The sequence below is a fragment of the Desulfotruncus arcticus DSM 17038 genome, from assembly GCF_900113335.1.
GTDB classification, from domain to species: Bacteria; Bacillota; Desulfotomaculia; order Desulfotomaculales; family Desulfallaceae; genus Desulfotruncus; species Desulfotruncus arcticus.
This window is the reverse complement of the sequence record NZ_FOOX01000007.1, coordinates 175,572-199,782: the sequence shown is the minus strand read 5'-3', so window position 1 is coordinate 199,782 and position 24,211 is coordinate 175,572. Positions and strand designations below refer to the sequence as shown.

General features: G+C 45.8%; 27 protein-coding genes and 3 tRNA genes. 12 read left to right on the top strand and 18 right to left on the bottom strand.

The window, feature by feature from the left end; genetic code table 11:
* Positions 1 to 56 precede the first annotated feature (56 nt).
* From pyrE to BM056_RS11345, 4 genes are all read right to left on the bottom strand, one after another.
* Positions 57 to 590, bottom strand: a complete 534-nt coding sequence (gene pyrE / locus BM056_RS11360) for an orotate phosphoribosyltransferase (protein WP_238456424.1) — start codon at positions 588 to 590, stop codon at positions 57 to 59.
* A 47-nt stretch (positions 591 to 637) separates the two neighbouring features.
* Entirely contained in the window at positions 638 to 1,714 is a 1,077-nt protein-coding gene (locus tag BM056_RS11355) for a DUF763 domain-containing protein (RefSeq protein WP_435050962.1), read from the bottom strand.
* Positions 1,715 to 1,821: 107 nt separating this feature from the next.
* Positions 1,822 to 2,133, bottom strand: coding sequence for a hypothetical protein (locus BM056_RS11350; protein ID WP_092471519.1), 312 nt, complete (start codon positions 2,131 to 2,133; stop codon positions 1,822 to 1,824).
* Positions 2,134 to 2,512: 379 nt separating this feature from the next.
* Positions 2,513 to 2,767: an alpha/beta-type small acid-soluble spore protein gene (locus BM056_RS11345; RefSeq protein WP_092471518.1), complete on the bottom strand. Its 255-nt coding sequence runs from the start codon at positions 2,765 to 2,767 to the stop codon at positions 2,513 to 2,515.
* A gap of 320 nt (positions 2,768 to 3,087) precedes the next feature.
* On the opposite strand from BM056_RS11345, the gene BM056_RS11340 reads away from it, so the two are divergent.
* Entirely contained in the window at positions 3,088 to 4,299 is a 1,212-nt protein-coding gene (locus tag BM056_RS11340) for a stalk domain-containing protein (RefSeq protein WP_092471564.1), read from the top strand.
* Positions 4,300 to 4,324: 25 nt separating this feature from the next.
* Positions 4,325 to 4,777: a pyridoxamine 5'-phosphate oxidase family protein gene (locus BM056_RS11335; protein ID WP_165613484.1), complete on the top strand. Its 453-nt coding sequence runs from the start codon at positions 4,325 to 4,327 to the stop codon at positions 4,775 to 4,777.
* A 47-nt stretch (positions 4,778 to 4,824) separates the two neighbouring features.
* On the opposite strand, the gene BM056_RS11330 is transcribed toward BM056_RS11335, so the two are convergent.
* From BM056_RS11330 to BM056_RS11300, 7 genes are all read right to left on the bottom strand, one after another.
* Positions 4,825 to 4,900: transfer RNA gene (locus tag BM056_RS11330), tRNA-Lys, on the bottom strand.
* Between the two features lie 37 nt (positions 4,901 to 4,937).
* Positions 4,938 to 5,012 (bottom strand) — tRNA-Gln (locus tag BM056_RS11325).
* Positions 5,013 to 5,018: 6 nt separating this feature from the next.
* Positions 5,019 to 5,095 (bottom strand) — tRNA-His (locus BM056_RS11320).
* An 85-nt stretch (positions 5,096 to 5,180) separates the two neighbouring features.
* Positions 5,181 to 5,669: an HIT family protein gene (locus BM056_RS11315; RefSeq protein ID WP_092471516.1), complete on the bottom strand. Its 489-nt coding sequence runs from the start codon at positions 5,667 to 5,669 to the stop codon at positions 5,181 to 5,183.
* A gap of 85 nt (positions 5,670 to 5,754) precedes the next feature.
* Positions 5,755 to 6,432 carry a hypothetical protein gene (locus BM056_RS11310; protein ID WP_092471515.1) on the bottom strand — a complete coding sequence of 226 codons (678 nt, stop codon included), beginning with the start codon at positions 6,430 to 6,432 and terminating at the stop codon, positions 5,755 to 5,757.
* A 196-nt stretch (positions 6,433 to 6,628) separates the two neighbouring features.
* A complete protein-coding gene (locus tag BM056_RS11305; RefSeq protein WP_092471514.1) occupies positions 6,629 to 6,817 on the bottom strand; it encodes a ferredoxin family protein in 189 nt (62 codons plus the stop codon).
* 212 nt (positions 6,818 to 7,029) lie between these two features.
* Positions 7,030 to 7,197, bottom strand: a complete 168-nt coding sequence (locus BM056_RS11300) for an alpha/beta-type small acid-soluble spore protein (RefSeq protein WP_092471513.1) — start codon at positions 7,195 to 7,197, stop codon at positions 7,030 to 7,032.
* A 361-nt stretch (positions 7,198 to 7,558) separates the two neighbouring features.
* Between BM056_RS11300 and BM056_RS11295 the strand changes: the two genes are divergently transcribed.
* From BM056_RS11295 to BM056_RS11260, 8 genes are all read left to right on the top strand, one after another.
* Positions 7,559 to 8,530 (top strand): ABC transporter ATP-binding protein, encoded by a 972-nt coding sequence (locus BM056_RS11295; RefSeq protein WP_092471512.1) that lies wholly within the window; start codon positions 7,559 to 7,561, stop codon positions 8,528 to 8,530.
* 373 nt (positions 8,531 to 8,903) lie between these two features.
* Positions 8,904 to 9,875 (top strand): ABC transporter ATP-binding protein, encoded by a 972-nt coding sequence (locus BM056_RS11290; RefSeq protein WP_092471511.1) that lies wholly within the window; start codon positions 8,904 to 8,906, stop codon positions 9,873 to 9,875.
* 88 nt (positions 9,876 to 9,963) lie between these two features.
* Positions 9,964 to 11,586: an ABC transporter substrate-binding protein gene (locus BM056_RS11285; protein ID WP_238456423.1), complete on the top strand. Its 1,623-nt coding sequence runs from the start codon at positions 9,964 to 9,966 to the stop codon at positions 11,584 to 11,586.
* Positions 11,587 to 11,669: 83 nt separating this feature from the next.
* The gene (locus BM056_RS11280) at positions 11,670 to 12,674 is read left to right on the top strand and encodes an ABC transporter permease (protein ID WP_092471510.1); all 1,005 of its coding nucleotides are present in this window, start codon (positions 11,670 to 11,672) and stop codon (positions 12,672 to 12,674) included.
* Between the two features lie 10 nt (positions 12,675 to 12,684).
* On the top strand, positions 12,685 to 13,593 hold the full coding sequence (gene nikC / locus BM056_RS11275) for a nickel transporter permease (RefSeq protein WP_207648177.1): 909 nt from the start codon (positions 12,685 to 12,687) through the stop codon (positions 13,591 to 13,593).
* Positions 13,594 to 13,826: 233 nt separating this feature from the next.
* Complete coding sequence (locus BM056_RS11270; RefSeq protein ID WP_092471509.1) at positions 13,827 to 14,426, top strand: DUF6305 family protein; 600 nt, start codon at positions 13,827 to 13,829, stop codon at positions 14,424 to 14,426.
* Positions 14,427 to 14,500: 74 nt separating this feature from the next.
* Entirely contained in the window at positions 14,501 to 15,796 is a 1,296-nt protein-coding gene (locus BM056_RS11265; RefSeq protein ID WP_165613483.1) for a sensor histidine kinase, read from the top strand.
* Complete coding sequence (locus BM056_RS11260; protein WP_092471507.1) at positions 15,793 to 16,482, top strand: response regulator; 690 nt, start codon at positions 15,793 to 15,795, stop codon at positions 16,480 to 16,482. The genes BM056_RS11265 and BM056_RS11260 overlap by 4 nt, the downstream gene beginning before the upstream one ends.
* On the opposite strand, the gene BM056_RS11255 is transcribed toward BM056_RS11260, so the two are convergent.
* From BM056_RS11255 to BM056_RS26210, 5 genes are all read right to left on the bottom strand, one after another.
* Complete coding sequence (locus BM056_RS11255) at positions 16,460 to 17,329, bottom strand: hydroxymethylglutaryl-CoA lyase (RefSeq protein WP_092471506.1); 870 nt, start codon at positions 17,327 to 17,329, stop codon at positions 16,460 to 16,462. The genes BM056_RS11260 and BM056_RS11255 overlap by 23 nt on opposite strands.
* A 24-nt stretch (positions 17,330 to 17,353) precedes the next feature.
* Positions 17,354 to 18,370: a hydroxymethylglutaryl-CoA lyase-like TIM-barrel protein gene (locus tag BM056_RS11250; RefSeq protein ID WP_092471505.1), complete on the bottom strand. Its 1,017-nt coding sequence runs from the start codon at positions 18,368 to 18,370 to the stop codon at positions 17,354 to 17,356.
* Positions 18,371 to 18,396: 26 nt separating this feature from the next.
* Positions 18,397 to 19,179: an enoyl-CoA hydratase-related protein gene (locus tag BM056_RS11245; protein WP_092471504.1), complete on the bottom strand. Its 783-nt coding sequence runs from the start codon at positions 19,177 to 19,179 to the stop codon at positions 18,397 to 18,399.
* 79 nt (positions 19,180 to 19,258) lie between these two features.
* Positions 19,259 to 20,806: an acyl-CoA carboxylase subunit beta gene (locus BM056_RS11240; protein ID WP_092471503.1), complete on the bottom strand. Its 1,548-nt coding sequence runs from the start codon at positions 20,804 to 20,806 to the stop codon at positions 19,259 to 19,261.
* A gap of 649 nt (positions 20,807 to 21,455) precedes the next feature.
* Positions 21,456 to 21,617, bottom strand: coding sequence for a hypothetical protein (locus BM056_RS26210; protein WP_165613482.1), 162 nt, complete (start codon positions 21,615 to 21,617; stop codon positions 21,456 to 21,458).
* Positions 21,618 to 22,222: 605 nt separating this feature from the next.
* On the opposite strand from BM056_RS26210, the gene BM056_RS11235 reads away from it, so the two are divergent.
* The gene (locus tag BM056_RS11235; RefSeq protein WP_092471502.1) at positions 22,223 to 22,411 is read left to right on the top strand and encodes a hypothetical protein; all 189 of its coding nucleotides are present in this window, start codon (positions 22,223 to 22,225) and stop codon (positions 22,409 to 22,411) included.
* A 38-nt stretch (positions 22,412 to 22,449) separates the two neighbouring features.
* Complete coding sequence (locus BM056_RS11230) at positions 22,450 to 23,091, top strand: hypothetical protein (protein WP_092471501.1); 642 nt, start codon at positions 22,450 to 22,452, stop codon at positions 23,089 to 23,091.
* Here BM056_RS11230 and BM056_RS11225 read toward each other — a convergent pair.
* Together BM056_RS11225 and BM056_RS11220 are read right to left on the bottom strand one after the other, a co-directional pair.
* Positions 23,088 to 23,582, bottom strand: coding sequence for a CBS domain-containing protein (locus tag BM056_RS11225; RefSeq protein ID WP_092471500.1), 495 nt, complete (start codon positions 23,580 to 23,582; stop codon positions 23,088 to 23,090). The two genes, BM056_RS11230 and BM056_RS11225, sit on opposite strands and share 4 nt — an antisense overlap.
* A 138-nt stretch (positions 23,583 to 23,720) precedes the next feature.
* Complete coding sequence (locus BM056_RS11220) at positions 23,721 to 24,209, bottom strand: CBS domain-containing protein (protein WP_092471499.1); 489 nt, start codon at positions 24,207 to 24,209, stop codon at positions 23,721 to 23,723.
* Positions 24,210 to 24,211: the final 2 nt, after the last annotated feature.

Below are 24,211 nucleotides of genomic sequence, written 5' to 3'. Positions count from 1 at the left end.
TACCGCGTTAGCGGCATGGTGGTCTATCCCCAAGAGGTTATAACGGCGTATCTTTACTATAATCCAAAATCAGCTGCCGTAAAAATAGCTTCAACCTTTACCCCCATCTCCAGCAGAGCCTCAGCGCCGCCTTCTTGCCTGTCAACGAGGGCAATGGCTTTCACCACCTCACAACCAACTTCTCTAACTGCCTGCACAGCCTTGATAATCGAACCTCCGGTGGTAATTACATCGTCCACCACAACCACCCGCTGTCCTGCCTGTAAAGCGGGCCCTTCAATCAAACGCATTGTTCCGTGCTTTTTAGCCTCCTTACGGACAATAAACAAAGACATATTCATTCCTTGTTCGAAAGCCGCTACTCCTACGGCGCCCACAATTGGATCCGCCCCCATCGTAAGACCACCTATAGCATTCACGTTGTCATTACGGATCATGTCACAAATAATATTGGCAATTAAGTAAGCGCCTTTAGGATTTAATGATACCTTTCTACCATCAAAATAATAATTGCTGGTCTTGCCGGAGGAGAGCACAACCTGCCTGCGCTCGAAAGCCCGGCTATCTAAAAGTTCCTTGAGCTCTTTCAATAAATTAGGCAAATCAGGTTTATTAATGCGAAATCACCCCAACTTTTTTATTTTTTAAAAAACCCTTTCTGAAGTGCCGCCAAGCGCCTCAGGGCTTCAACTTTGTCACGGTCACCTGCTCTGGCCCTTCTAACCGCCGTTTCCAGCATCATAATAGAGCTGTCATAAACTTTTTTATCTACCGGATAAGGGTGACCGTCTTTGCCCCCATGGGCAAAAGAATACCTTGCAGGATCCCGGTAACTTGCCTTAACCCCGTAAATAACCTCTCCTACCAGGGCAAAGGCCCTGACGGTTGCAGGGCCCACCCCTTCCGTACCGATTAACTGCTCGTAATTTTGAGGTGCCAGGTCATAGAGCCGCCTTAATGTCTTTTCTATTCTGCCGGCTTGCGGGACAGGGTGGGCGCCGGGCAGCTGCAGCAGCTTATCACCGGGCAAATCAGCTATTTTTCTAAGACCGGAAATAACTTTTTCCGGCTGCTCACCAGCCAGGTATACGGTCACATCCCTGGCTTTCGAGCTATTTTTAGCCACCATATTCAGCACGTTGTCAGCTTGACGGCCACAAACAGCCTGATGAGGTTCTTCCACAAAACTATTTAAACTATCGCTAATCCAGTGATAACGCCTGGCCCATCCTCTTTCCCCATTCATGCCCTGCTGCACCACAGCCCAATTTCCATTACCTGTAAAGACAAAAAAATGGTGATAGATTTGATAACCATCCTGAATAGCTGCCGAGTCAACTTTAGCCGATAGCCTGCTGGCATATTGAAGCTCTTGAACGTGATCCGGCAGAGCATATTTTTCAGTGTATCTTGCAATTTCTAATGGCGTCTTGCGCGAAGTCATAGCCTTGCCACCGGCAAAAAATACTCCAAGATTTTGCTGTCTGTCCATTAAACCCTGTTTCATCGCGCCACAAAGCACAGTTGTCAGGCCGGAAGAGTGCCAGTCAAACCCCACCACGCAGCCTAGCGCCTGAAACCAGAATGGGTCGGCCATCCGTCGCAGCACTTCCTGCGGCCCAAACTCTTCAACCACAGCCTCAATAATTACCGCACTGAGACGCACCATCCGATCAAATAACCAGCGCGGGCAATGATGCCCATGCAAAGGCAGGTTGGCAATACCTGTACGCATATTAAATTCCCCATCCAAACAGTTGTTTGCTTAATTTTAAATTAGGCGGGGCGGCGTGTCAATCCTTTTAAAGGGTTTAAAAGGACTTACTTGGACTGGTTTAAATCAACAAATACAGCATTTTCTTTTTCATTGTATTCCGCAGCGTAACTTCCTTTTTTATTGTCTATATCGAAGTACCTAAAAATACCCCTCGCTCCGATTTTATTTTTATTTAACATCATGCCACCATCTTCAACACCTTTAATACGCAACCTATTCTTTTCCCTATCAAACGCAACCTCAACGCGATTGCCACCCAACTTATCCACCAGTTTCCCGCCAATTCTAATATGATGCTTAGTTAGGGCAACAACGTTTTCTCTTGATGATCTGGGCCTATATACTTCAAATGGCATATTAATTCCTCCTATTTTTTGTTTTAAGCATTATACAATAAAAAAGATACTTTATAAAAGAAAAAACTATGTAATTATAATAATAATGATAACCATATTTTATTAGCAACTTACATGCAAAGCAAGAGAAAATAAAGGAGATTCCCGCAAATCAACAGAATCTCCTAAAATTCTTATTGCATTTTATTTTTGAGGCAGTTTATTGTCTTGCCCGGGACCATCTCGGGCATCCACCCTTGCAGTGGGCCACCGGTCTTAACAGATAGTGTTTTTTCAGCATGTATTCACCCCCCTTTGCTTATCATATATATTACTAAGCTTGGTTATTGAAAATACCAAAAAAACAAAAAATAAACCGGCCCGTTTGGCCGGTTTATTGTTAAGGAGTCGGCTGTTGATTAGTAACGTTCGGGGTAGCAGGTTTATTTCCCTGGGCCAAGCTTTGCTCATAAGCGGCTATCATTTTCTTGACCATGTTACCCCCAACAGCGCCGTTCACCCTGGAAGGAATGTCACCAAGATAACCCTGATAGTTTTGGATGCCCAGTTCTGCAGCTGTCTCATATTTAAATTGATCCATTGCCTGTGAAGCCTGAGGAATCAGTTTTCTGTTTGTTCTTTGTCCGGTTGCCATGTTAATTTCCTCCTTTTTTTTAATTGATTAAGTTGACTTTCACTAGTATGATTCCCCCAAAATAGTTCAGTATGTGTGACACTTTTTAACGAACGTTTTAAAAAATAGTCGTGTAGGAATAATCAATCAAGACAATCATTTTGATTTGATTCCGGCTATAATTTCATTTTAATTAAAAACCTATCATTTAATTTAATTAAAGGTAATAAACACTTTTTTGTCGAAAATCAAATTATATCAAAAGGAAAGGTCTGAAAACTTTGAACAAAAAAATATTTATATTCGTTTTATCATTAATTATAGCCCTCACAATCTTACCTATGATTCAAAACGCTGCTGCTGCTCAAAGCAATGTATCAGTTTTAATTGATGGTTTACCGCTTCAATCTGATGCCGAGCCCGTAATTATGAATGGTTATACGTTGTTGCCATTTAGATCCATTGCTGAAGCACTCAATGTCAATGTTGACTGGGATGGCGGCACAAACACCATAACTGCATGGAACCAAGAGACTAAAGTTATATTACAAATCAATAATAAAACTGCTGTCGTTGATGGCATTGCAGGTAATCATAGCACGGTTAATCTGGAAGCACCCCCGATAATACTTAACAACCGAACATTACTGCCACTGCGTTTTTTTGGTGAAGCATTTAGCTGCCAGGTAAGTTGGAACAATGAAAGCAGAGAAGTTAGTATTAATTCTCCACGTAAGGACATGACAGTAGTAGGATTTTATGCTCTGGGGGACGAAAAAACAAGCAGTTGGCAAAACCTATTTGCCAAACCCTACCCGGAAACCAGTCCGGGTAACACCGATGCGGTAGGGGGACTTGCTCTCGGGTGGTATAGCCTAGATGAACAGGGAAATCTTACCACCGTTAGTACAACGGGCTGGCAAAGACCGGAAGGCTGGGAGATTGTACTGCAGCAAGCGGCAGCTTTTAAACTTAATACAGAAATGGTAGTTCATCTAACCGATTCCGGTTCCATGATCACCAATTTACTGAAAGACCCCGCAGTAAGAACCAAAGCCGTAAATTCCATCAAAAACGAGGCCAGGTCATACCAGGGTGTAAACCTTGATTTTGAAGGTCTTGGCTGGGAAAATGGTCAATCTTCCGGCATCAATAATGAGTTCACTGCCTTCGTCAGTGAACTGTCTAATGAATTAAAACCGGAAGGGTTAAACCTTACTCTTTCTTTACATCCTTTAAACAGCGTTTACCAAGGCTATGATTATCATGCGCTGGGAGAAGCTGCCGACAGTATAATTATCATGGCTTACGATTACGGTGTCAAACCGGAACCGGAAAACATGGTTATCCAGGCGGTAGAATTAGCATTAAACTCTGTGCCCGCAGATAAACTGGTGCTTGGCATTTCCCTGCCCAATGAAACGCCCCGGAGCCTGGCAGCGAAAATTGGCATTGCCAAGCGGTATAATCTGCAAGGTATTGCCCTATGGCGACTGGGCTTAATTTCAGAACCTATGTGGGATGTTATTAAAGCAAATGTTCATCCCATGTAACAAAAAACTGGAGGTATATGTATCAATGAAAAAAGATCTTTTAACGGATAGCGAGGCAAACGCGTTTCTTGCCGGCCAAACCTGGGGCAGACTGGCCACTATAGGGCCGGAAGGACCATACATAACGCCTCTTCATTATGCTTTAGACAATGACAAAATATATTTTCATTCATCACCCAAAGGAAAAAAGATAGCTAATATTGCAGCTGACAGCAGGGTTTGTTTTGAGGTATCCCAATTAATTGATATTTTGGAACACGATAATCCATGTAAATTTTCCACAAGATTTATCAGCGTTCAAGTTTTCGGCAAGGCCTATTTAGTCCAAGAAATGGAAGAAAAATTAGCTGCTTTAAATTTACTGGTCAAAAGATTTGTTAAAGGCGAGTTTGCTCCGGTTTACGATGAACAAGCCTCTAAAGTAGCGGTCATTGCTCTGCATATTGAACGCATCTCAGCCAGGGAGTCAAAAGATTGATTGAATAGTAAAACCCCTGCGGTATAATTTACCGCAGGGGTTTTTTATGGTGACCCATCCGCGACTCGAACGCGGGACACCCTGATTAAAAGTCAGGTGCTCTACCGACTGAGCTAATGGGTCATAATGCAGGCCGTTGGAGGGCCTTAATTTTTTTTCTTGGCTGGGGCGGCTGGATTCGAACCAACGAATGACGAGTCCAAAGCCCGTTGCCTTACCACTTGGCTACGCCCCAAAATAATGGGGTGGGTGATGGGACTTGAACCCACGGCCCCCAGAGCCACAATCTGGTACTCTAACCACCTGAGCTACACCCACCGTATTAAACTGCCGGGTTTGCCCGACGCAAGATTTATCTTAACATATCAGTAACCACAAGTCAAGAAATAGTTTAATGGAAAAATTACTCCTTGTCCATAGTTTCTTTTAATTTCTGCAATGTAGTATCAAGAGCCTCTGAAATAACCCGCACATCTCCTAAAACCGGCATAAAGTTATTGTCTCCATTCCACCGCGGCACAACATGAATGTGCAGGTGTCCCGGAATGCCGGCACCGGCAACCTTGCCCAGATTGATACCCACATTAAAGCCGTCCGGCTTAAAGGCACTGCGCAATACTTTTACCATGTACTGAGTTGTTGAGAAGAGTTCCCGCATCTCTTCAGGGTCCAAATCCTCTATATCTCCCACATGCCGTTTGGGCGCAACCAGCAGATGCCCGCTATTATAGGGAAAGATGTTTAAGATTACAAATACTTGGTTACCGCGATACAAAACATAATCTTCACGGTCCTGATCCGCAGAAGCATTTAATTTTTCACAAAAAATACATTGCGATCCCTGATCTTTACCAACGTAAACACTGCGCCACGGCGCCCATAGCCTGTCCATTTTGTTTGCCCCCCGAAAGTTTGTTTTATGATCAATTCTATGTCACCAGGGGCAATCCTGCCCATAAAGCACAATTCCACCCCTGCTATTTACGGTGCCAAATCTCCATTTCAGGGTAGTATTTATAAGATTGACCATTGCCCTCACCAAAATATTTAAAAGCTGTCAGTTCCCCCTTGTTATTAAAGCAAATTTCTCCGGAAGCCTCCCAATGGGGACAAATCAATTCATTATAAAAAATAATTTGTACTAGATTATCTTTTTCATACAAAAAATCTAGCAATTTATATAAAACTCTTAGAGCCCGTGTTCTGTCTTCACCATGGTCCCAAATACCGTATTTTTCACGACCGAGCATACTGCGCAATAACTGGGGATTATATACAACTACATTATTAAACAAATCCGGTTGTTCCAAACCTCTGCCGCATCGCCAAAGAGGTTGGTTGATAACCTTGATCATGGCCCTCCTGAGGGCTATTATTAAGTTTTCCCTTGCAACCACCGTGGCCAGACAGACCTCCCGGGATATGTCCAGATTATATTTGAGCAAATTATAAATCTTTTTGCCCTTTAAATCTTCTATTACAAACCCGGGGCTACTGCCAAAATAAGAAAACCGTTTTTCCGTAACCAGACTTTCCATAATGCGTTCCGGCAAGTCAATTAAAATGTCGTCCAAAATTATGCGCTCAATCATGTCAAAACCAAAGTCACAGCTCACCTCGCTGCCGTCTTCGGCCACCCCTGCGATGTAATACAAACTCTTCACCTCCACAATAATTATGATAAATGCTTTAGGCCCGGCCAACAACGGCTTAATAATGTCGCTTCCTGACTTCATATAGGGGTGACCAAGACAAAATTCGCAAGTCAGCAGACCATGTAAAAAATATAAATAAAAACCCACATCCTTAGCGGACATGGGCGAATAAATAGTTAATGCTTGTAAATTAAAATTAATTTTCGGTTAAAGTAATAGCTTCATTAGGACAAACGCTGACACAGGTTTCACAGCCAAGACAGTCATTAGGGTCACCGGCAACAGAAGCTTTGTCGCCATCCATTTCAAGAATGTCCGCCGGGCAAGAAGCTGTGCATTCTCCGCAGCCTTCACACTTATCAGCATCAATCTGTACCATGAACATTTTATTTCCTCCCTCTCCCTCAATTTTGGGGTTGTCCCCTGATTACCGATATCAATTAACCGGTTAGTTTAATTTTACAAAACCCTAAGAGCTTCGTCTATAGTAATTTTTTGCATTGTAAGGGCAAACGACTCTGTCCGCCCGCTTCGACACGAGCGACTTTGTCCGCCCTTTTTGAATAAAAGGCAAAAAAAACCGCCCGACGGGCGGATTTACAGCATGTTTTGTTCAACCCTCTGAATGGCCAGCTTAACAAAATTACCACAGTTTTTTGAGCTGACATGTCCAAAATACAAGCTTCCACCCTGGGTAACTTTATCAGCAACTCCCAACTCCTGTGCAAATTCGAATTTCGTCTGATCGGAAAGATATCTTGCCATTTTACATACCCCCTTTTAATAATCGAGTAATTTCGGAAACTTCAAAGGATTGTCATTGCGAGCGTCAACGAAGCAATCTCCGACTGTTACCCCCACTTTTTCTTGTGAGATCGCCAGGTCGCTATCGACCCGCGCGATGACAAAGCAGCATTTTTGAAATCGAGTTTCCGAATTAATTCTAATCTTTCGCTTCTATATTACCTGTATTATCTGTGCTTAAAAATAAAAAATACTGCTTAATTTTTTCGTTTTACAGAAGATATAAACAAAATCTTTTAGAGAAAAAAAATAAATAATAGGATCTGCAGCTTTAATGGATAAGTTATAAATGTTTTGTCATTCAACCCGGGGGAGGAGCCCTATGAGTCCACAACTGCTTGAGGTTAATAATTTAAAAACTCATTTCTTTACCAGAGCCGGGGTAGTTAAGGCCGTTAACGGAGTTAGTTTTAGCCTGGATGCAAGGGAAACCCTGGGCATTGTCGGAGAGTCAGGCTCCGGCAAAACCATCACGGCTATGTCGATAATGCGTCTGGTACCCTCACCGCCCGGCAAAATTGTCGAAGGAAAGATTTTATACAAAGGCAGCGACATTGTGTCTATGAGAGAATCAGCCATGAGGGAAATAAGGGGTGATCAGATATCCATGATTTTTCAAGACCCCATGACCTCCCTCAACCCCGTTTTAACTATCGGATATCAAATTGCCGAAGTGCTGATTATGCACCGCAAAATCAATAAAAAAGAAGCCCTGGCCCGGGCTGTCGAAATGTTAAAGCAGGTAGGCATTCCCGAGCCGGAAAAAAGAGCGGCCTGTTACCCGCATCAATTAAGCGGCGGAATGCGCCAGCGAGCCATGATTGCGATGGCCCTGGCCTGCAACCCCAGCCTGTTAATCGCAGACGAGCCAACAACAGCCTTGGATGTGACAATTCAGGCGCAAATCCTGAATTTAATGCAAAAACTTCAAGACAGCACCGGAACCGCCATTATTATGATTACCCACGATCTGGGTGTAGTAGCGGAGCTATGCCAAAAGGTGCTGGTTATGTACGCCGGCGAGCCAGTGGAGCAGGGCGATGTAGAAACTATCTTCAACACCCCCTGCCATCCTTATACCCGTGGTTTATTAAGCTCTTTGCCTGAGCTGGAAACCGACGATAAAATAAGGCTTACACCGATTGACGGAGTGCCCCCCGATTTAAAAAATCTACCGCCGGGCTGCAGCTTTGCCTCCCGCTGCAGGGAAGTACGGGACATCTGCCGGCAAACCGGGCCAACACCAATGGAAATTAAACCCGGCCACACGGTAGCATGTCATTGTTATAATTAAGGAGTCAGGAGTCAGAAGACAGGAGTCAGAATAAAAGAACGTATCATCTCGATTTATTCTGAAATCTGACTACCTGAATATACTCCCATGGTGCTGACGGCACAATGAGGATGGGAAATAGATACCGTTGGCAAGGTGATCCGGTGGATTCCCGGAGTAAGCGGCGCACTGGATGCGGTCCATAGCCCGTCATAGCCCAAGAGCTTGGCCCTATAAGGGCGTAAAGTTTCGCCAGGTTGTCTGTTGCAAGCGTTAGCTACAAATAACTATAAAAGATATAAGGAAAATTGCAGAGCGCACGGAGGGAACCACCAGGGCGCCAGATACAAGTAACTTTAAAACTTTTCCAGAACAATAACGAGGTGTGATATAGATGTCAGCGGGAGAACCCTTGCTAAAAATTGAAAATTTAAAAAAATATTTCCCCATTACCAAGGGTATCATCCCCAAAATCGCCGGCAACGTAAAAGCGGTTGATGGGATCAACCTGGAGGTCCGGGAGGGTGAGATCATTGGCCTGGTGGGAGAAAGCGGATGCGGCAAATCAACCGCAGGCAGGCTGATTGTGCGTTTGCTGGAACCGACAGAGGGCAAAATAACCTTCCAGGGACAAGATATCACCCATTTGAGCCAGACCGGTTTTCGTCCCCTGCGCAGCAAAATCCAAATGGTTTTTCAAGACCCTTACGCTTCCCTAAATCCGCGCATGTCTGTGGGCGATATCATTGCAGAACCCATGCTGGTCAACAAAATAGCTGCCGGAAAGGATTTGCGGGACCGGGTTAAATCACTTCTGGAAACAGTTGGACTGGATGCCTCCCACGCCGCCAGGTACCCACATGAATTCAGCGGCGGACAGCGGCAGAGAATTGGCATTGCCAGAGCCCTGACCGTCAACCCCAAACTGATCATCTGCGACGAACCGGTTTCAGCTCTGGATGTATCAATTCAAGCCCAGGTTATCAACCTGCTGGAAGATCTACAAAAAAACTTTGGTTTGACCTTAATTTTCATTTCCCATGACCTGAGTGTGGTTAAACATATCAGCAACCGGGTGGCAGTAATGTACCTGGGCAAGATAATGGAGCTTGCGGGCTACCGCCGGCTTTACGCCAGTCCCCGACACCCGTACACCAAAGCTTTGCTGTCCGCTATTCCGGTTCCCAAACCAAACCAAGTCAAGGAAAGAATTTTATTAACGGGAGATGTCCCCAGTCCAATCAATCCTCCTTCAGGCTGCAGGTTTCATACACGCTGCCCGGAAGCCATGGAAATATGCCGGGCTGAGGAACCACCGCTGAAAGACGCAGGATCAGAACATCATGTTGCATGTCATTTATGGTAATTCAGGTACATACTAAGGAGGTGGTTACCACCGCGATTGAAAGAGTAGCATTTTTATTCAGGCTAACAAAAATGAGGAGGTTGAATTAGTGAAACGAAGAGTATTTTTGTTTTGCTCTCTGATGGTGCTGGCATTGTCGCTCCTGGTTGCGGGCTGCGGCGGTTCCAAAGAGGAATCCAACGACGGGGGCGCAACCGGAGCGCAAAAATCGGAGAATGTTCTGGTTTGGGGCCGCGGCGGCGACTCGCCCGTGCTTGACCCGGCCATAGCCACCGATGGCGAAGCCGCCAAGGTTACCATCAACGTTTTCGACACTTTGGTGGAATACAAACCTGAAAACACCGAGGTTCGCCCCGCTCTGGCCAAAGAATGGTCGGTATCCGAAGACGGCCTGGTCTGGACCTTCAAACTGCGGGACGATGTAAAATTCCACGACGGAACTCCTTTTAACGCTGATGCTGTTGTCTACAACTTCAACCGCTGGATGAAAAAGGACAACCCGCTGAATAACGGCGAATGCAAGTACTGGATGTATATGTTCAATGGTTATGACGAAGACAGCATCGTCAAATCCTGCGAAAAAACCGGCGACTACGAAGTTAAGATTACACTGCGGGAGCCTTCAGCACCCTTTATCCAAAACATTGCCATGTTCTCCTTCGGTATAGCCAGCCCCACCGCACTGGAAAAATACGGCAACGACTTCTTTAAAAACCCTGTGGGCACCGGCCCGTTCAAATTTGTAGAATGGGTTCCCGACGACAGAATTGTGCTGGAGAAAAACAACGAATACTGGGGTGAAAAGGCCAAAGTTGACAAGGCTGTTTTCCGCTCCATTCCCGATAACGCAGCCCGCTTCCTGGAACTGCAGGCGGGAACCATCGATATGATGGACGGCATCAACCCCGATGACGTTGCAGCCGCCAAGAGCAATGAGAATTTCCAAATTATTTTAAGACCCAGCATGAACATAGGCTACCTGTCTCTGAATATGGAAAAGGAACCTTTTGACAACCTTAAAGTGCGTCAGGCCATCAGCCACGCCATTAACAAACAGGCTATTATCGACGCATTCTTTGCCGGGCTGGCCAAGCCGGCCAAAAACCCGATGCCTCCTTCACTGTGGGGTTATAATGACGATATCACGGATTACGAATATGATCCCGCCAAAGCTAAAGCGCTGCTGGCTGAAGCCGGTTTCCCCGACGGTTTTGAAACCACTTTATGGGCCATGCCGGTACCCAGGCCTTATATGCAGCAGCCTCAGAAAATTGCCGAAGCCATTCAGGCCGACCTGGCAGCTGTAGGCATTAAAGCTGAAATTGTCAGCTACGAATGGGGCCAGTACCTGGAAAAAGCCGAAAACGGTGAACACGACATGGTTCTGTTGGGCTGGACCGGCGACAACGGTGACCCGGACAACTTCCTGTATGTATTGCTGGACAAAGACAATGCCGTTAAAGGAAGTTCCTCCAACTATTCCTTCTATAAGAACGACCAGGTGCATGACCTGTTCATCAAGGCTCAGCGCGAAATGGATCAGGACAAGAGAGCTGATCTCTATAAGCAGGCCCAGGAAATTATTCACAATGACGCGCCCATGGTGCCGCTTGATCACTCTACCGACCCCATTGTTTTAATGAAATACGTCAAGGGGTATATACCTCACCCGACCGGTGTGGAAAAAATCAACAACGTAAGTGTTCAATAACCGAAACCAATAACGTGTAATCACACGCTTTGACCGGCGGCCCGGCCGGCTGCCGGTCAAACCTCTTTTTGAGGGGGACAACAATGCTTAATTATATAATTAAAAGATTATTAATGATCGTTCCAGTAATCATAGGTGTATCTATATTATCTTTTATGCTCATTCACCTCGTACCCGGTGACCCGGCCCGGATGATGCTGGGCGAAAGGGCAACGCCCAAGGCAATGGAGGAATTAAGAGAAACATTGGGGCTAAACGATCCTTTGCCGGTTCAATACCTCCGTTTTGCCAACCATGCTCTGCATGGAGATTTGGGCGGCTCGATAAGAAGCAAGCTGCCGGTAACCGAGGAAATGGCCAGTAAATTCCCGGCAACCTTAGAGCTGGCCTTTTTCGCCATGCTTATTGCAGTTATAGTCGGTGGCCTGGCAGGAATAATTTCCTCGGTTAAGCCGTATTCCTTTTTTGATAATATCTCCATGGGGGCAGCCCTTTTCGGGGTTTCTATCCCTATTTTCTGGCTCGGCCTGATGATGATCTGGTTCTTTGGAGTAAACCTGCATATTTTGCCACCATCCGGAAGGATTAGTGTGGGGGTCGAGCTGCATAAAATCACCAACATGTACCTCCTTGACAGCATTATTACGGGGAACTGGAAAGCATTTAAAGATGTGCTGGCGCATATTATCATGCCGTCCATTGCACTTTCCACCATCCCCATGGCTATGGTTGCCCGGGTTACCCGTTCAAGCATGATGGAAGTTCTGGGGCAGGATTATATCCGCACAGCTTGGGCCAAGGGTTTGCCCGGCCGGCTGGTTATTTTCCGCCACGCCCTGAAAAACGCTTTTTTGCCCGTACTGACGGTAATTGGCCTTCAATTTGGTTACCTGCTGGGCGGCGCCGTAATGACTGAGGCTATTTTTTCGTGGCCCGGTGTTGGACGCTGGCTGTTTGTGGCTATTTCCGCCAGGGACATTCCGATTGTCCAGGGCGGTATACTGATGGTGGCTCTGGTGTTTGTAATCATCAACCTGATCGTGGATATACTTTATACTTATGTTGATCCCAGGATCCGACTCGACTAGGAGGTTAAACATGACGGCACAAGAAATAAAAGTGACAACAGAGAAAGCCGGCATGGCTATAGAACCGGCCATCAGAGCTCCCTGGATGGAAGGCATGCAGCGCCTGCTGCGCCAGAAAACAGCCATTTTTGGCCTGATAATTGTTTGTATATTGCTTTTAACCGCCCTTCTGGCCCCGCTTCTAGCGCCATACGATCCTGTCGCCCCGGACCTACCGAGCAGGCTGCAAGCTCCTTCGGCCACACATTTTTTAGGAACCGACGAGTTGGGACGGGATATATTAAGCAGAATTATTTACGGCTCTCGTATTTCCATCCAGGTTGGCCTACTGGCAGTTGGCATTTCTTTAATTTTTGGAACATTCCTGGGGGCGATATCAGGTTACTTCGGAGGTAAGCTGGATATGGCCATAATGCGGGTCATCGACATTGTCATGGCTTTTCCTTACATCTTGCTGGCTATAGCCATTACGGCCATGCTGGGACCCGGTCTCAATAACGCCATGATTGCCATTGGTGTGGTGGGTATACCTATCTATGCCAGAGTGGTGCGGGGCGCGGTTCTTTCAGTTAAAGAGATGGAGTACATTGAAGCCGCTAAAGTCAGCGGCTGCGGCAGTTTGCGCATTATCATGAAACATGTGCTGCCAAATTGCCTGGCCCCCCTGATTGTGCAGGCCACACTTGGTATCGGGACAGCCATCCTGGACGCTGCCGGTCTGAGTTTTCTTGGCCTTGGCGCCCAGCCGCCCACACCGGAATGGGGAATCATGCTAAACAAAGGGAAAGACGTAATGAATATAGCTCCCTGGGTGATTATGTTTCCAGGCATAGCAATACTTTTTACGGTTCTGGGCTTTAACCTGCTGGGCGACGGCCTGCGCGACGCACTGGATCCCAGGCTCAGAAACAACAATTAACTGCCAGTTAAATAATTATCCCCCTCAAACACAGCATACCGCTGTGTTTAATTTTTGGGCATGTCACAATGGCAGCTCCTTACCAAAGCATTATTTGGGATATGACAAACAGGGCAGGTTTTTTAAGCCGGACAACGAATGATTGAATACAGGAAAATTGCGCAGCGCACGGAGGGAACCACCGGAGCGCCAGATAACAGTAACGTGAAAACTCTTCTAAGGAGACGAATCACTTGCGCAAGTTGATCTTACCCTCATTGCTGTTAATAACAATATCCATAGCCCTTTTTCTCCCGGGGCCGGCACCCCAATGCGGGGGTGAAGCAGCGTGGACACTGCCCCATCTTCCATACCCCATTGCCAAAAAAAGGGTCCTGGTTACTTCCGCCGGCCAAAGCACTGACGGTCTGATCGTGGCCGAAATGCTAAAAGAATTAAATATTTCCCACTCCTTCCGCCGCGAAGCCACTGGTGAAGATTTAACTCAATGGTATGAAAGCCTGGTTTTGGTTTTGGGTTATAGCGATACAGGCCTAAAAAAGGTTGGGATGAGCCTGGATGATGAAATTAAACGGGTACAGGGCCTGGTATCTGCAGCCCAACAAAAAGGAGGGGCTGTAATTGTAGTGCACCTGGGAGGCAAAAACCGCCGGAACTCCAAAGATGATATTTTAATCAACGAATTTGCAACCCAGGCCAATTACCTGGTAGTGGTCAAAGAAAGTGATTTTGACGGACTGTTCAGCAGCATCGCGGCGGAAAGAGGAACACCGTATACCGTTGCGCCAAACATTCTCTACCTAAAACCGCCGCTTAACTCCGCTTTCCGGTAGTAGGTGAAAAAATGACGGGGAAAAACCTATTCAGCCCGTTTAGTGGCCTGATATTAATATATATATCAATTGCCATGATCTTCATTTCGGAACCATGGCTTTTTCTGGTTATCGACCAAATAGAGGCCAGTATTGACAATACGAACAGCAGCCTGCTAATACTGGCCGCCGGTCTGTATTCCCTGATCAGGACCGCTGCATCATTACCGCTGCTGATGGGCAGCCTGATTATTAGCAACGTAACAGTCAATAAACTTTTTCCGGATAAAATTAACAGATATACAGAGTTTGCAGTTAATTTGATTATTATAGCTTCCATTTATTACCTGGTGCTATTGTTTACTGAAAATCACCCCGATGTATATGTACCGCTGATTATGACCTGTTTTTTATTTTTTACCGCCACCCCCGGACATAAGAGACTCTGGGTTATTCACAGGTGCACCACCACCGCGCAGCTCCTTTTAGGCTGTTATTGGCTGGACCTGTCCCCCTCATTGGGAGCAATTGGTGTTGGCAAGGATGAAGTGGCCGTGAGCATGAAACTGGCTGCAAATTTCCTTCAGTCGACAGCGGTAATGGATTTTATCAGTATGTGTTTTTTTATCCCGCTGGTAACTATAGCCTTTATAACATCTATTTTAATTAATAACCACTATAAGCAATTGCAGCAATTGGAAAAGGACAAGCAAAGGGAAAACCAACTGCAGCACTATCGCCTGCAGCTGGTTCAAGCCAGGTCTCTTCAGGAAATGCACTCACTGGTACATGATTTAAAAACACCGCTGACCACGATCAACGGCCTTTGTTCATTACTGGAGATGAAATACGGGCAGGATGCCAAAAATCGGCAATATTTCAATCGAATTGACCGCTCTGTACAAAACATGAATGAAATGATTTCTGAAATACTATATGAAAAAATAAAAAGGGAAATAGCAGTATCCGATCTAATTAACTACGTAAGAGCACAACTTATTCCTGAAAAACTGGAACAGCAAATAGAATTTAATCTGGAAAACTCTTCTGCCATGATTAAGGTCAACCGGGTCAGGTTTGCCCGGGCAATGATCAACCTGGTGGAAAACGCTTTGGAAGCAACCAAGGGGGTTCCACAGGGCAAAATATGCATCTCAACCGGAGACGCAGCCGGAGAAACATATTTTTCGGTTTATGACAACGGAATAGGAATATCTGCGGAAAATTTGAACAAAATTTGGATTACAGGCTTTAGCACCAAAAACACCTCGGGGCTGGGACTGCCCTTTGTAAAAAAAGTCGTTGAAGACCACGGAGGAGAAATCGAGGTTTTAAGCGATTCCGAAATTGGAACCACCTTTACCATAAGGTTACGGGGGGAAAACACTTGACTGGGGAAAAAAAGTTAGTCCTGGTTATTGATGACGATGAGGATATCCGCTTTACCATAACGGAAATATGTTCCCAGGCCGGCCTGAATGCAATAGCAGCACCCGATGGCCAGAAGGGGCTGAAATTATTTATAGAAAAAAAACCGGACATTGTCCTGGTTGATTATCACATGCCTAAAATAGACGGACTGGCAACGGTAAAAAGAATCAGAAAAACTGATGCAACAATTCCGGTGCTAGTGCTGACGGTGGACGAAAGACAGCAAATTGCTGATGCCTTTTTAGACGCCGGAGCAACTGATTTTGCCCTTAAACCAATCAAAGCACCGGACTTGATCAGCAGAATTAATATAAACATTAAAATAGGTGAGTTATTGAGAGCTTCGGCCAGAGAACAAAAGGAAATATTTGTGGATAAGGGTATTAATAACGCCACCCTGAGACTTATCGTCAACTGTCTCAAAGCCACCAACAGCACGCTGGCCATCGAAGATATCTGCCGTGAAGTTAGCCTGGCTTACCCTACTGTTCATCGCTACCTGCAGTACCTGGTGGAAACAGGCAATGCCGGTTTTGATATTTTTTATGGCTGCGCCAGCAAAAGGGGCCGTCCCCGCAACCTGTATTACCTAACAGACAGAGGAGAAGCAATGTCCTTAGATCTTAGCGGCCAAGCCAACCACTGAGCTTTCGGGTGCACTGGTTAATCCTTTCAAGGTCAATACCTGTATCAATCCCCATCTTCCGCAGCAGTTTTATCGTCTCCCCCGTTGCCACATTACCGGCAGCACCAGGTATGAACGGGCATCCTCCCAGCCCGCCCACCGAGCTTTCAAGCACCGAAATTCCCGCCAGTATCCCCATAACAATGTTAGCCATACCCAAGCCACAAGTGTCATGCAAATGCAAAGACCAAGTTACACCGGGATAAATGCCTTTTAATTGTGTGACAAGCTCATATACCTGTCTGGGATTGCCCATCCCTGCCGTGTCGGCAAGGGTTATTTCCCCTATACCTGCCGCCAACATGCCGTCAATAACCCTGTTGACTTGGTGAAAGCTTATATTTCCCTGGTAAGGGCAGCCTAAAGCAGTAGCTACCGCACCACGAACATTAATTTTCCCTATTGCCATATTGCTGATTTCATATAACTCGGCCAAAGATTCGTCAATTGAACGGTTTAAATTGGCGCGATTATGTGCCTCACTGGCCGATACTACCACCACCACCTCACTAAGCTGTGTGTGGGTCATGGCCAATGCCCGTTCCATACCCCTGGCGTTGCCCACCAGGGCACTAATTACAACCTCAGAGCCGTATTCAGCCAGCCCCTCCAGTAATTTTTCCGCGTCACCCAACTGCGGCACCGCCCTGGGATGGACAAAGGAAGTAGCCTCTATGGCTACAACCCCTGCCCCAATTAAACCATTGATTAAAGCAATCTTTCTATCCGTAGCAAGTATTGCTTTTTCATATTGCAGCCCGTCTCGAGGACCCACTTCCCTGACTAAAACCTTATCCGGCCAACGCATATAAACCCCCGGTTAACTGTTTTTTTAAAACCCGGTTGCTTCCTTGGGAATGCGACCGGTCCTGATGCACTCGCTGCGCAGCTTGCGGTTAAGAATTTTTTCCATCATCCGTCCGATTTCCAACACCCTGTCAACATCAACTCCGGTGTCAATGCCCATTTCATCCATCATTACCACCATGTCCTCGGTGGAAACCAGCCCGACAATATTGGGGTCCTGGTAGTAATAAGCACCGGTTCCGGTAACAGGAGACCCGTCAACAAAATTGGACGGCTGACCGCCGGTGCCGCCCATTGTGCTTTCAAAACGGGTAATACCTGCCTGAAGCGCGGCCAGCACATTGGCGAGGCCCCAACCTCTGGTTACATGAAAGTGAGCCACGTGCAAATTGGGGTCGGGCATAGCATCAAGGATCATCGAAAAATACTCGTATACTTTATTGGGCGGTGCAGAACCATCGTGATCAGCGTGTTCTATGTCGTCAGCGCCTATATCCAGGTACCTTTTGGTGAATTCAACGGCCTTTTTCAATTCTGTCGGGCCTTCAATGGGGCAGCCCCAGATGGTGCTAACGGTGCCGTTTACTTTAATGCCCGCGTCATGGGCCTTCTTGATGCACTCTTCGGTCATTTTCCAGTAGCCTTTGTGATCAAGTCCGGAATTTTTATACATATGAGAAGGCGAGGTTGACACCATTTGCAAAATACGAGTAGGGCCATAACCTTTTTGTTTTAACTCAATAGCGCGGTCCACAGCTTTCTCCCTGATGGTTATAGCTGTAAGTTCTATCTCCGGCAGTTTTTCCTTAACCCTTCTAGAGTTATACAGCATTTTAAACAGTTCGTCGGCGTCGGCAAACTGGGGCATCCCCCTGGGGTTGCCCAGATTAGTAACTTCAATTTCTTTAAAACCAGCCAGGATCAGTTCCTCTAAAACCCATAGCTTGGCCCGGGTGGGGATAGTAAACTCTTCATGCTGGAAACCGTCCCGGACGGTAATATCACCTATTCTAACCTTATTGGGATATTTCAATTGAAACATACTAATGTCCTCCTGTGATTTTTTAGTTATCTGCCCTTGTACACCGGTTTGCGCTTTTCATTGAATGCCAGCAGGCCCTCGTCCCGGTCCTCGGTAGTTAAGCAGACATTATAACATTCAGCCTCAAGTGCCAGAGCGGTATGCAGTTCCAGTTCCACACCCAGGTTAATCGACCGTTTGGCCTGCCGCAGCGCCACCGGCCCGTTTTTGGTGATTTCCCGCATAATTTCCATGGTTTTTTCCATCAACTTGTCAGCCGGAACAACATGGTTGGCCAACCCGATATCATAAGCCTCAGCGGCACTGATACGACGGCCGGTAAATATTAATTCCTTAGCCTTATTGCGGCCAATCACCCGAGGCATCAGCTGGGTGCCGCCACCGCCCGGAATTATTGCCAGCCCTACCTCCGGCAGTCCGAAAGCAGCCTGCTCCGAAGCAATGATAAAGTCACAGCAGAGGGCAAATTCACAGCCCCCGCCCAGGGCAAACCCGTTAACGGCAGCTATTAAGGGCTTGGGAAACTCAGCCACCGCGGTAAAAGCCCTGACGAATAATGCCCGCTGTTTCTTCATTTCCTCGCGTGTCATAGTTTTTCTTTCTTTTAAATCAGCTCCCACACAGAAGGCCCTGTCCCCTGCAGCGGTAAAAACAGCGGCGAACACCTCGTCGTCCTGCTCAAGTTCCTCCAATGCGGCCAGAATTTCCCTGGCGGTCTGGGTGCTGATGGCATTCATGGCCTGAGGACGGTTAAACGTCATAACAGCTATGTGACCATCCCTGGTCAGCTTGATATTCTCATATTGCATTATTACCACATCCCTTCTATAAGTCACTAAGGGTACGGACCCCGCAGATTCCCCAAAGAGGAGGTGTATCCCCTCTCCTTTAAACCGGGTACACAGGGTGTTTACGCTCGGCAAACTGTTTATCTTTGGACTCATAGAGAGCAAATCTGCGAATTAATTCATCACGCAATTCGGTTCCGCTTACCATATGATCCACAACCAGTTCTGAAGTCAGTCGGTAGTTATCTACATCTTTGGCATATTCCTCACGTTTTTGCTGGATAAAGGCAGGCCTTTCCTCCGGCGGCAGAGCCATAATCTTATTTTCATAAACAGCATTCACGGCCGCCTGGGGACCCATCACAGCAATCATTGCGGTGGGCAGGGCCATGCAGCAATCCGGTTCAAAGGCCGGGCCACACATGGCATAAAGCCCCGCTCCGTAAGCTTTGCGGACCACTACTGATACTTTGGGCACGGTAGCCTGAGACATGGCCGAAATCATTTTAGCCCCGTGGCGGATAATGCCCTGGCGTTCAACGGCTGAACCGATCATAAATCCTGGCACATCCATCAAAAACAACAGAGGTATATTGAATGCATCACATAAATTCATAAACTTGGCGGCTTTATCTGCCGAATCCACAAACAGTACACCGCCTTTTTCCATAGACTGGTTGGCCAGTATGCCAACCACACGCCCGTCAATACGGGCCAGCCCCGTAATTAATTCGGGAGCAAACAGTTTCTTGATTTCAAACCAACTGTCCTTGTCAATTATCCTATTAATTACCTCGTACATATCAAAGGGGGTATTCTCTTCAGCCGGCACAATTTCTTCTATATCCCGCCCCTCAACCGGAGGCTGTGCATCCACCGGAGCTGTCTTTTCCCGATAATTTTGTGGCATGTAAGTTAGATAACGGCGGCAGGATTCAATGGCTTCCTGTTCCTTTGCCACCAGTAGATCCCCACACCCGCTGACAGTGCAGTGCATCCTGGCTCCGCCCATTTCCTCCAGTGTTACCTTTTCGAAAATTACCATTTCCGCCATTCTGGGCGAACCAAGATACATGCTGGCATTACCGTCCACCATAAATACAACGTCGCAAAAAGCGGGAATATACGCCCCACCAGCCGCTGACGGGCCAAAAAGCAAACAAATCTGTGGAATCATGCCGGACATTTTCACTTCGTTATAAAATATTTTGCCGGCCCCGCGGCGCCCGGGAAACATCTCTATTTGGTCGGTTATCCTGGCCCCGGCTGAGTCAACCAGGTAGAGCATCGGCACTTTCATATTAATAGCCGTTTCCTGAATCCGAATAATTTTCTCCACTGTACGCCAGCCCCATGATCCCGCCTTAATCGTAGAATCATTGGCCATCAAACACACTGTTCTGCCGTGAATTTTGCCCACCGCGGTAACAACGCCGTCTGCCGGCAGCCCGTCCGCCAGGTTATTGGCATACAAGCCGTCTTCCACCATGATTGACCCGGGATCCAATAAAAGCTCGATCCTTTCCCTGGCAAAGAGCTTGCCCTTTTTGGCGTTGCTTTCGTGGTATTTCCTGGCTCCGCCCTTTTTAATTTCCGATTCTTTTTCTTTGAGCACCAGGTCAAGTTCCTTTAGTTCCTTATTTGCCATATTTACTCAACTCCAATTCTATATTTAGTGTAAATGTTTTGTTACACATTTAGTTTTGAGTGAATTTTTTGAAACTTCATTTAAAAGTTTTTAGTTTATATGTTGTGATTTCATGAAACTATAACTAAATTAATCACCTCCATAATTCGATGAGAGTATAATTCTTAATTGAGCAAAAATAATGCCAGTTAAAGTTTAAAGCGAAAAAACAGTAAACACCAAGCCTTACAGCCTCTTACCCCCCCCAAATTCCTGACAGAATGCGTAAAATATATAGCCTCCCGTTAACAAAAACGTTGCCCATGTTTACACAGAGGGAAGGGGAGATATAGGAACGGGGATAAACACAGTGCCATCATATGGTGAAAATTAGATACAGTTGGAAGGCGATCCGGTTGCTTCCCGGAGCAAGCGTTAACCATAAATAACTATTAAAGCTACAAGGAAAATTGAGCAGCGGAGGGAACCACCGGAGCGCCAGATACAAGTAACGTGAAAATTTCTAGTAGGTAGTAACTTCCATATGAATATCCATACACAAAAATAAGCCCCGGCCGTTATTGTTTATTAACGGTGGGGCTAATTCTTTAACTAGAGGTTTAAAAAGTATCTTTATTAAACTCCCCCATTGAATAAGCATGCCGCCCATTTATTTGGTCGCCCTCAGGGGAATAATTTTCGCAGGTTTGGTGTTGCGATTTGACTGCCCGGTATTACCTTTCTTTTCGCAATCCAACTGGGCCCGGTTCAATTCAATCTCAACAAATGGCTTCTCCAGATTTCTTTCCATCCATCTCAATAAGCTTCTCATTAATGCCATACCTCTTTCGCACTCCTTTGATTCCCTATATAATATATTTTTTACTATATAGGTAACTAAAAATTACTAATTAGAATTCAGTAGGGATTCCTTGCATTCCTTATGGTTTTTTAAACCATTGAATTGTACCCCAACATTATTCTGACTTCTGACTCCTGAATACTTACATATATTTTACTCTCCCAGAAAAAAAACAAAACATTTTTACGCTGAATGATCATTTTTTGAAAGTAAAAATTTCACAAAGTATAATTTAATCAGCTTCGGCTTATTCTAACCTTCACAAATTGCAATAATTAAATTTTGTTTATTAAGTCCACACTTACTTTGCCCTTCAACTAAACCAAATGCACATGAACAAAATGCACAACTTATACCAAACCGACCAGTATCATAATACGCCGCTTAACCTGTCATATTGGCACCTTACGGCCCATTGTACAAAAACACATCACGCATGGTGTAATTATGGTCAGCCGCACACCCTGCCCCAATACACAAACCCTTGATTATTGCGCCTTTTAGCACCCGGTCAGACTGGCATATCCCTTGCACATTAAGTTACATCGTAAAGGGTTAATAAGGAGGCGCGTGGTATGCCAACCGGCAACAAATTCCACAACTGGATGGTTCATAACCTTGAAGAACCTTTTTATAAGGCGGAATTACACCGGGCTGATATGGTACAGGATAGAAACAATCATAACTCCGGGAAACCCAAATTGATTGTTTTATCGTTGGTCACACTGATACCTGTGATATTGTTGGTTGCTGGAAGCCTATAGTTGTTGTTTAATTATTATGCCAGGGGAAGGGGAGAATTATGACCGAAAGAGATTTTGTGTCTGCTTTTGAGCAGAGAAAAGAATTATTTATTAGGCAGGTCATGCCCGGAGACAACAACCGTAAGGCGTTGGATTTATTTGAAAAGTGGTTGAAAGGCAAGCTGGAACATAAAAAAAAGCCACAAAAATCTCAGGTTAATAAAAAAGAATTTGGTTTACTGCTGGACAGCATTGTCAAAGAAGCTGAATCCCGGCTGGCCGGTAAGGGTATTTATGCCAGTTGTGTTTCTTCCATTGTACCCGGCAACAGAAGCAATTCCCGGTGCATCAGGGTCAAACATTTAGACAGCATTTATTACCGCATATGTAAAACATCTCCCCGCAAAGGCAAGCACAGCGGCAAAAACCTGCTTGCAGTAGAACTGATCATGGACGGCAATAAAAACAATATATTTTTGCCGTTGCTTTTTGAAAAAGCCAACATGGAAAAAGAACTCGGCATGGAAATTGAACGGGAGAGGCAGACCATTGAAGCCACCGGCAAATACCGGTTTAAAATACTTTTTGATTTGGACGAATATGAAGAAAAAGCCATCGCTCGCCAGTTGGGAGAGGCAATGGCCAAGTTTATGCTGGTAACCTGGAATTACCTTAACCAGATAATAAATAATAATAATTAATGAAAAAACTCATCGATAACCATAAAAACATCCAACGATCGTACTATTCCCACAGGCTTGCCCTGTTTAAGCACGGGTAAAGAATTCACCTGGTATTTCAGCAAGGTCAGTGCAATATCTATGACGGCAACTGACGCATCTACAGTATAGAGATCGAGAGGGCGCATGAAATCACGCACCCTCATTTTCGTTTCCTCCCGCAGCTGATTGACATAATACCAACCCCATGACTCGGCTTTGATTTCCGGGTCATCGTCAATCTCCTTCAGACCGGCTGCCCTCAGCAAACCGCTCATGGTTAATATTCCCACCAGTTTTCCGCCGTCACCCAAAACCAGCACACTGCGGTGGCCGTGCCAGGCCTTCCCTTCGCTATGCATGGCTCCCCTTAAAGCTATAATGGCTTCGTATAAGGTGGCGTCCTTATTAATAGTAACATAACTATCAATCGGCACCATAATATCTGCGGCTGTTTTTGTTTTTACCCGCATTCTTCAGCCCCCCATTAAAGAAGACTTGGTTCAGGTGGGGTTTTGACCCCACCTGAGCCTTAGTCGCACTTATTTTGAGTTTATCGCCGCTAAGACTCCCGCCTGTAGAGGCGGGAGTCTTAGCGGCGGTTAACGAGATCAATCCAACAACTCACCGATAACCCAAAATACATCTATTGTCCGAATTACCCCGACCAACAGGTCTCCGTCCAATACCGGGAGCAGTCCTATCTTATAATTGTTCATTTTTCTGATTACTTCGAAAACACTGCTGTCTTTTTGAACAGAAATCAAATTGAGCGGCCGCATGATATCCCTGACGGTTATTTCCATGTTCTCATTAAATTTGTTTAGAAAAAACAGTCCGGTGGCATCGTTTTTTAGAAGGTGATCCTGAATTACCTGGAGTTTAAACGCTCTTAAGAGACCACGAATGGTTAAAATACCAGCCAATCGATCTTTACTGTCCAGCACAAGGGCTGCTTGAAAACCATACCAGGTGCCGTCCCGCTGGTGGAAAAAATTACGCATCTCATTTACCGCTTCCGCCACCACGTCCCGGTCCTTTACCTGCGGCAGTTCTCCCACCGGCACCATAATTTTTTCCGCCGTTTGTTTGTACGGCATGG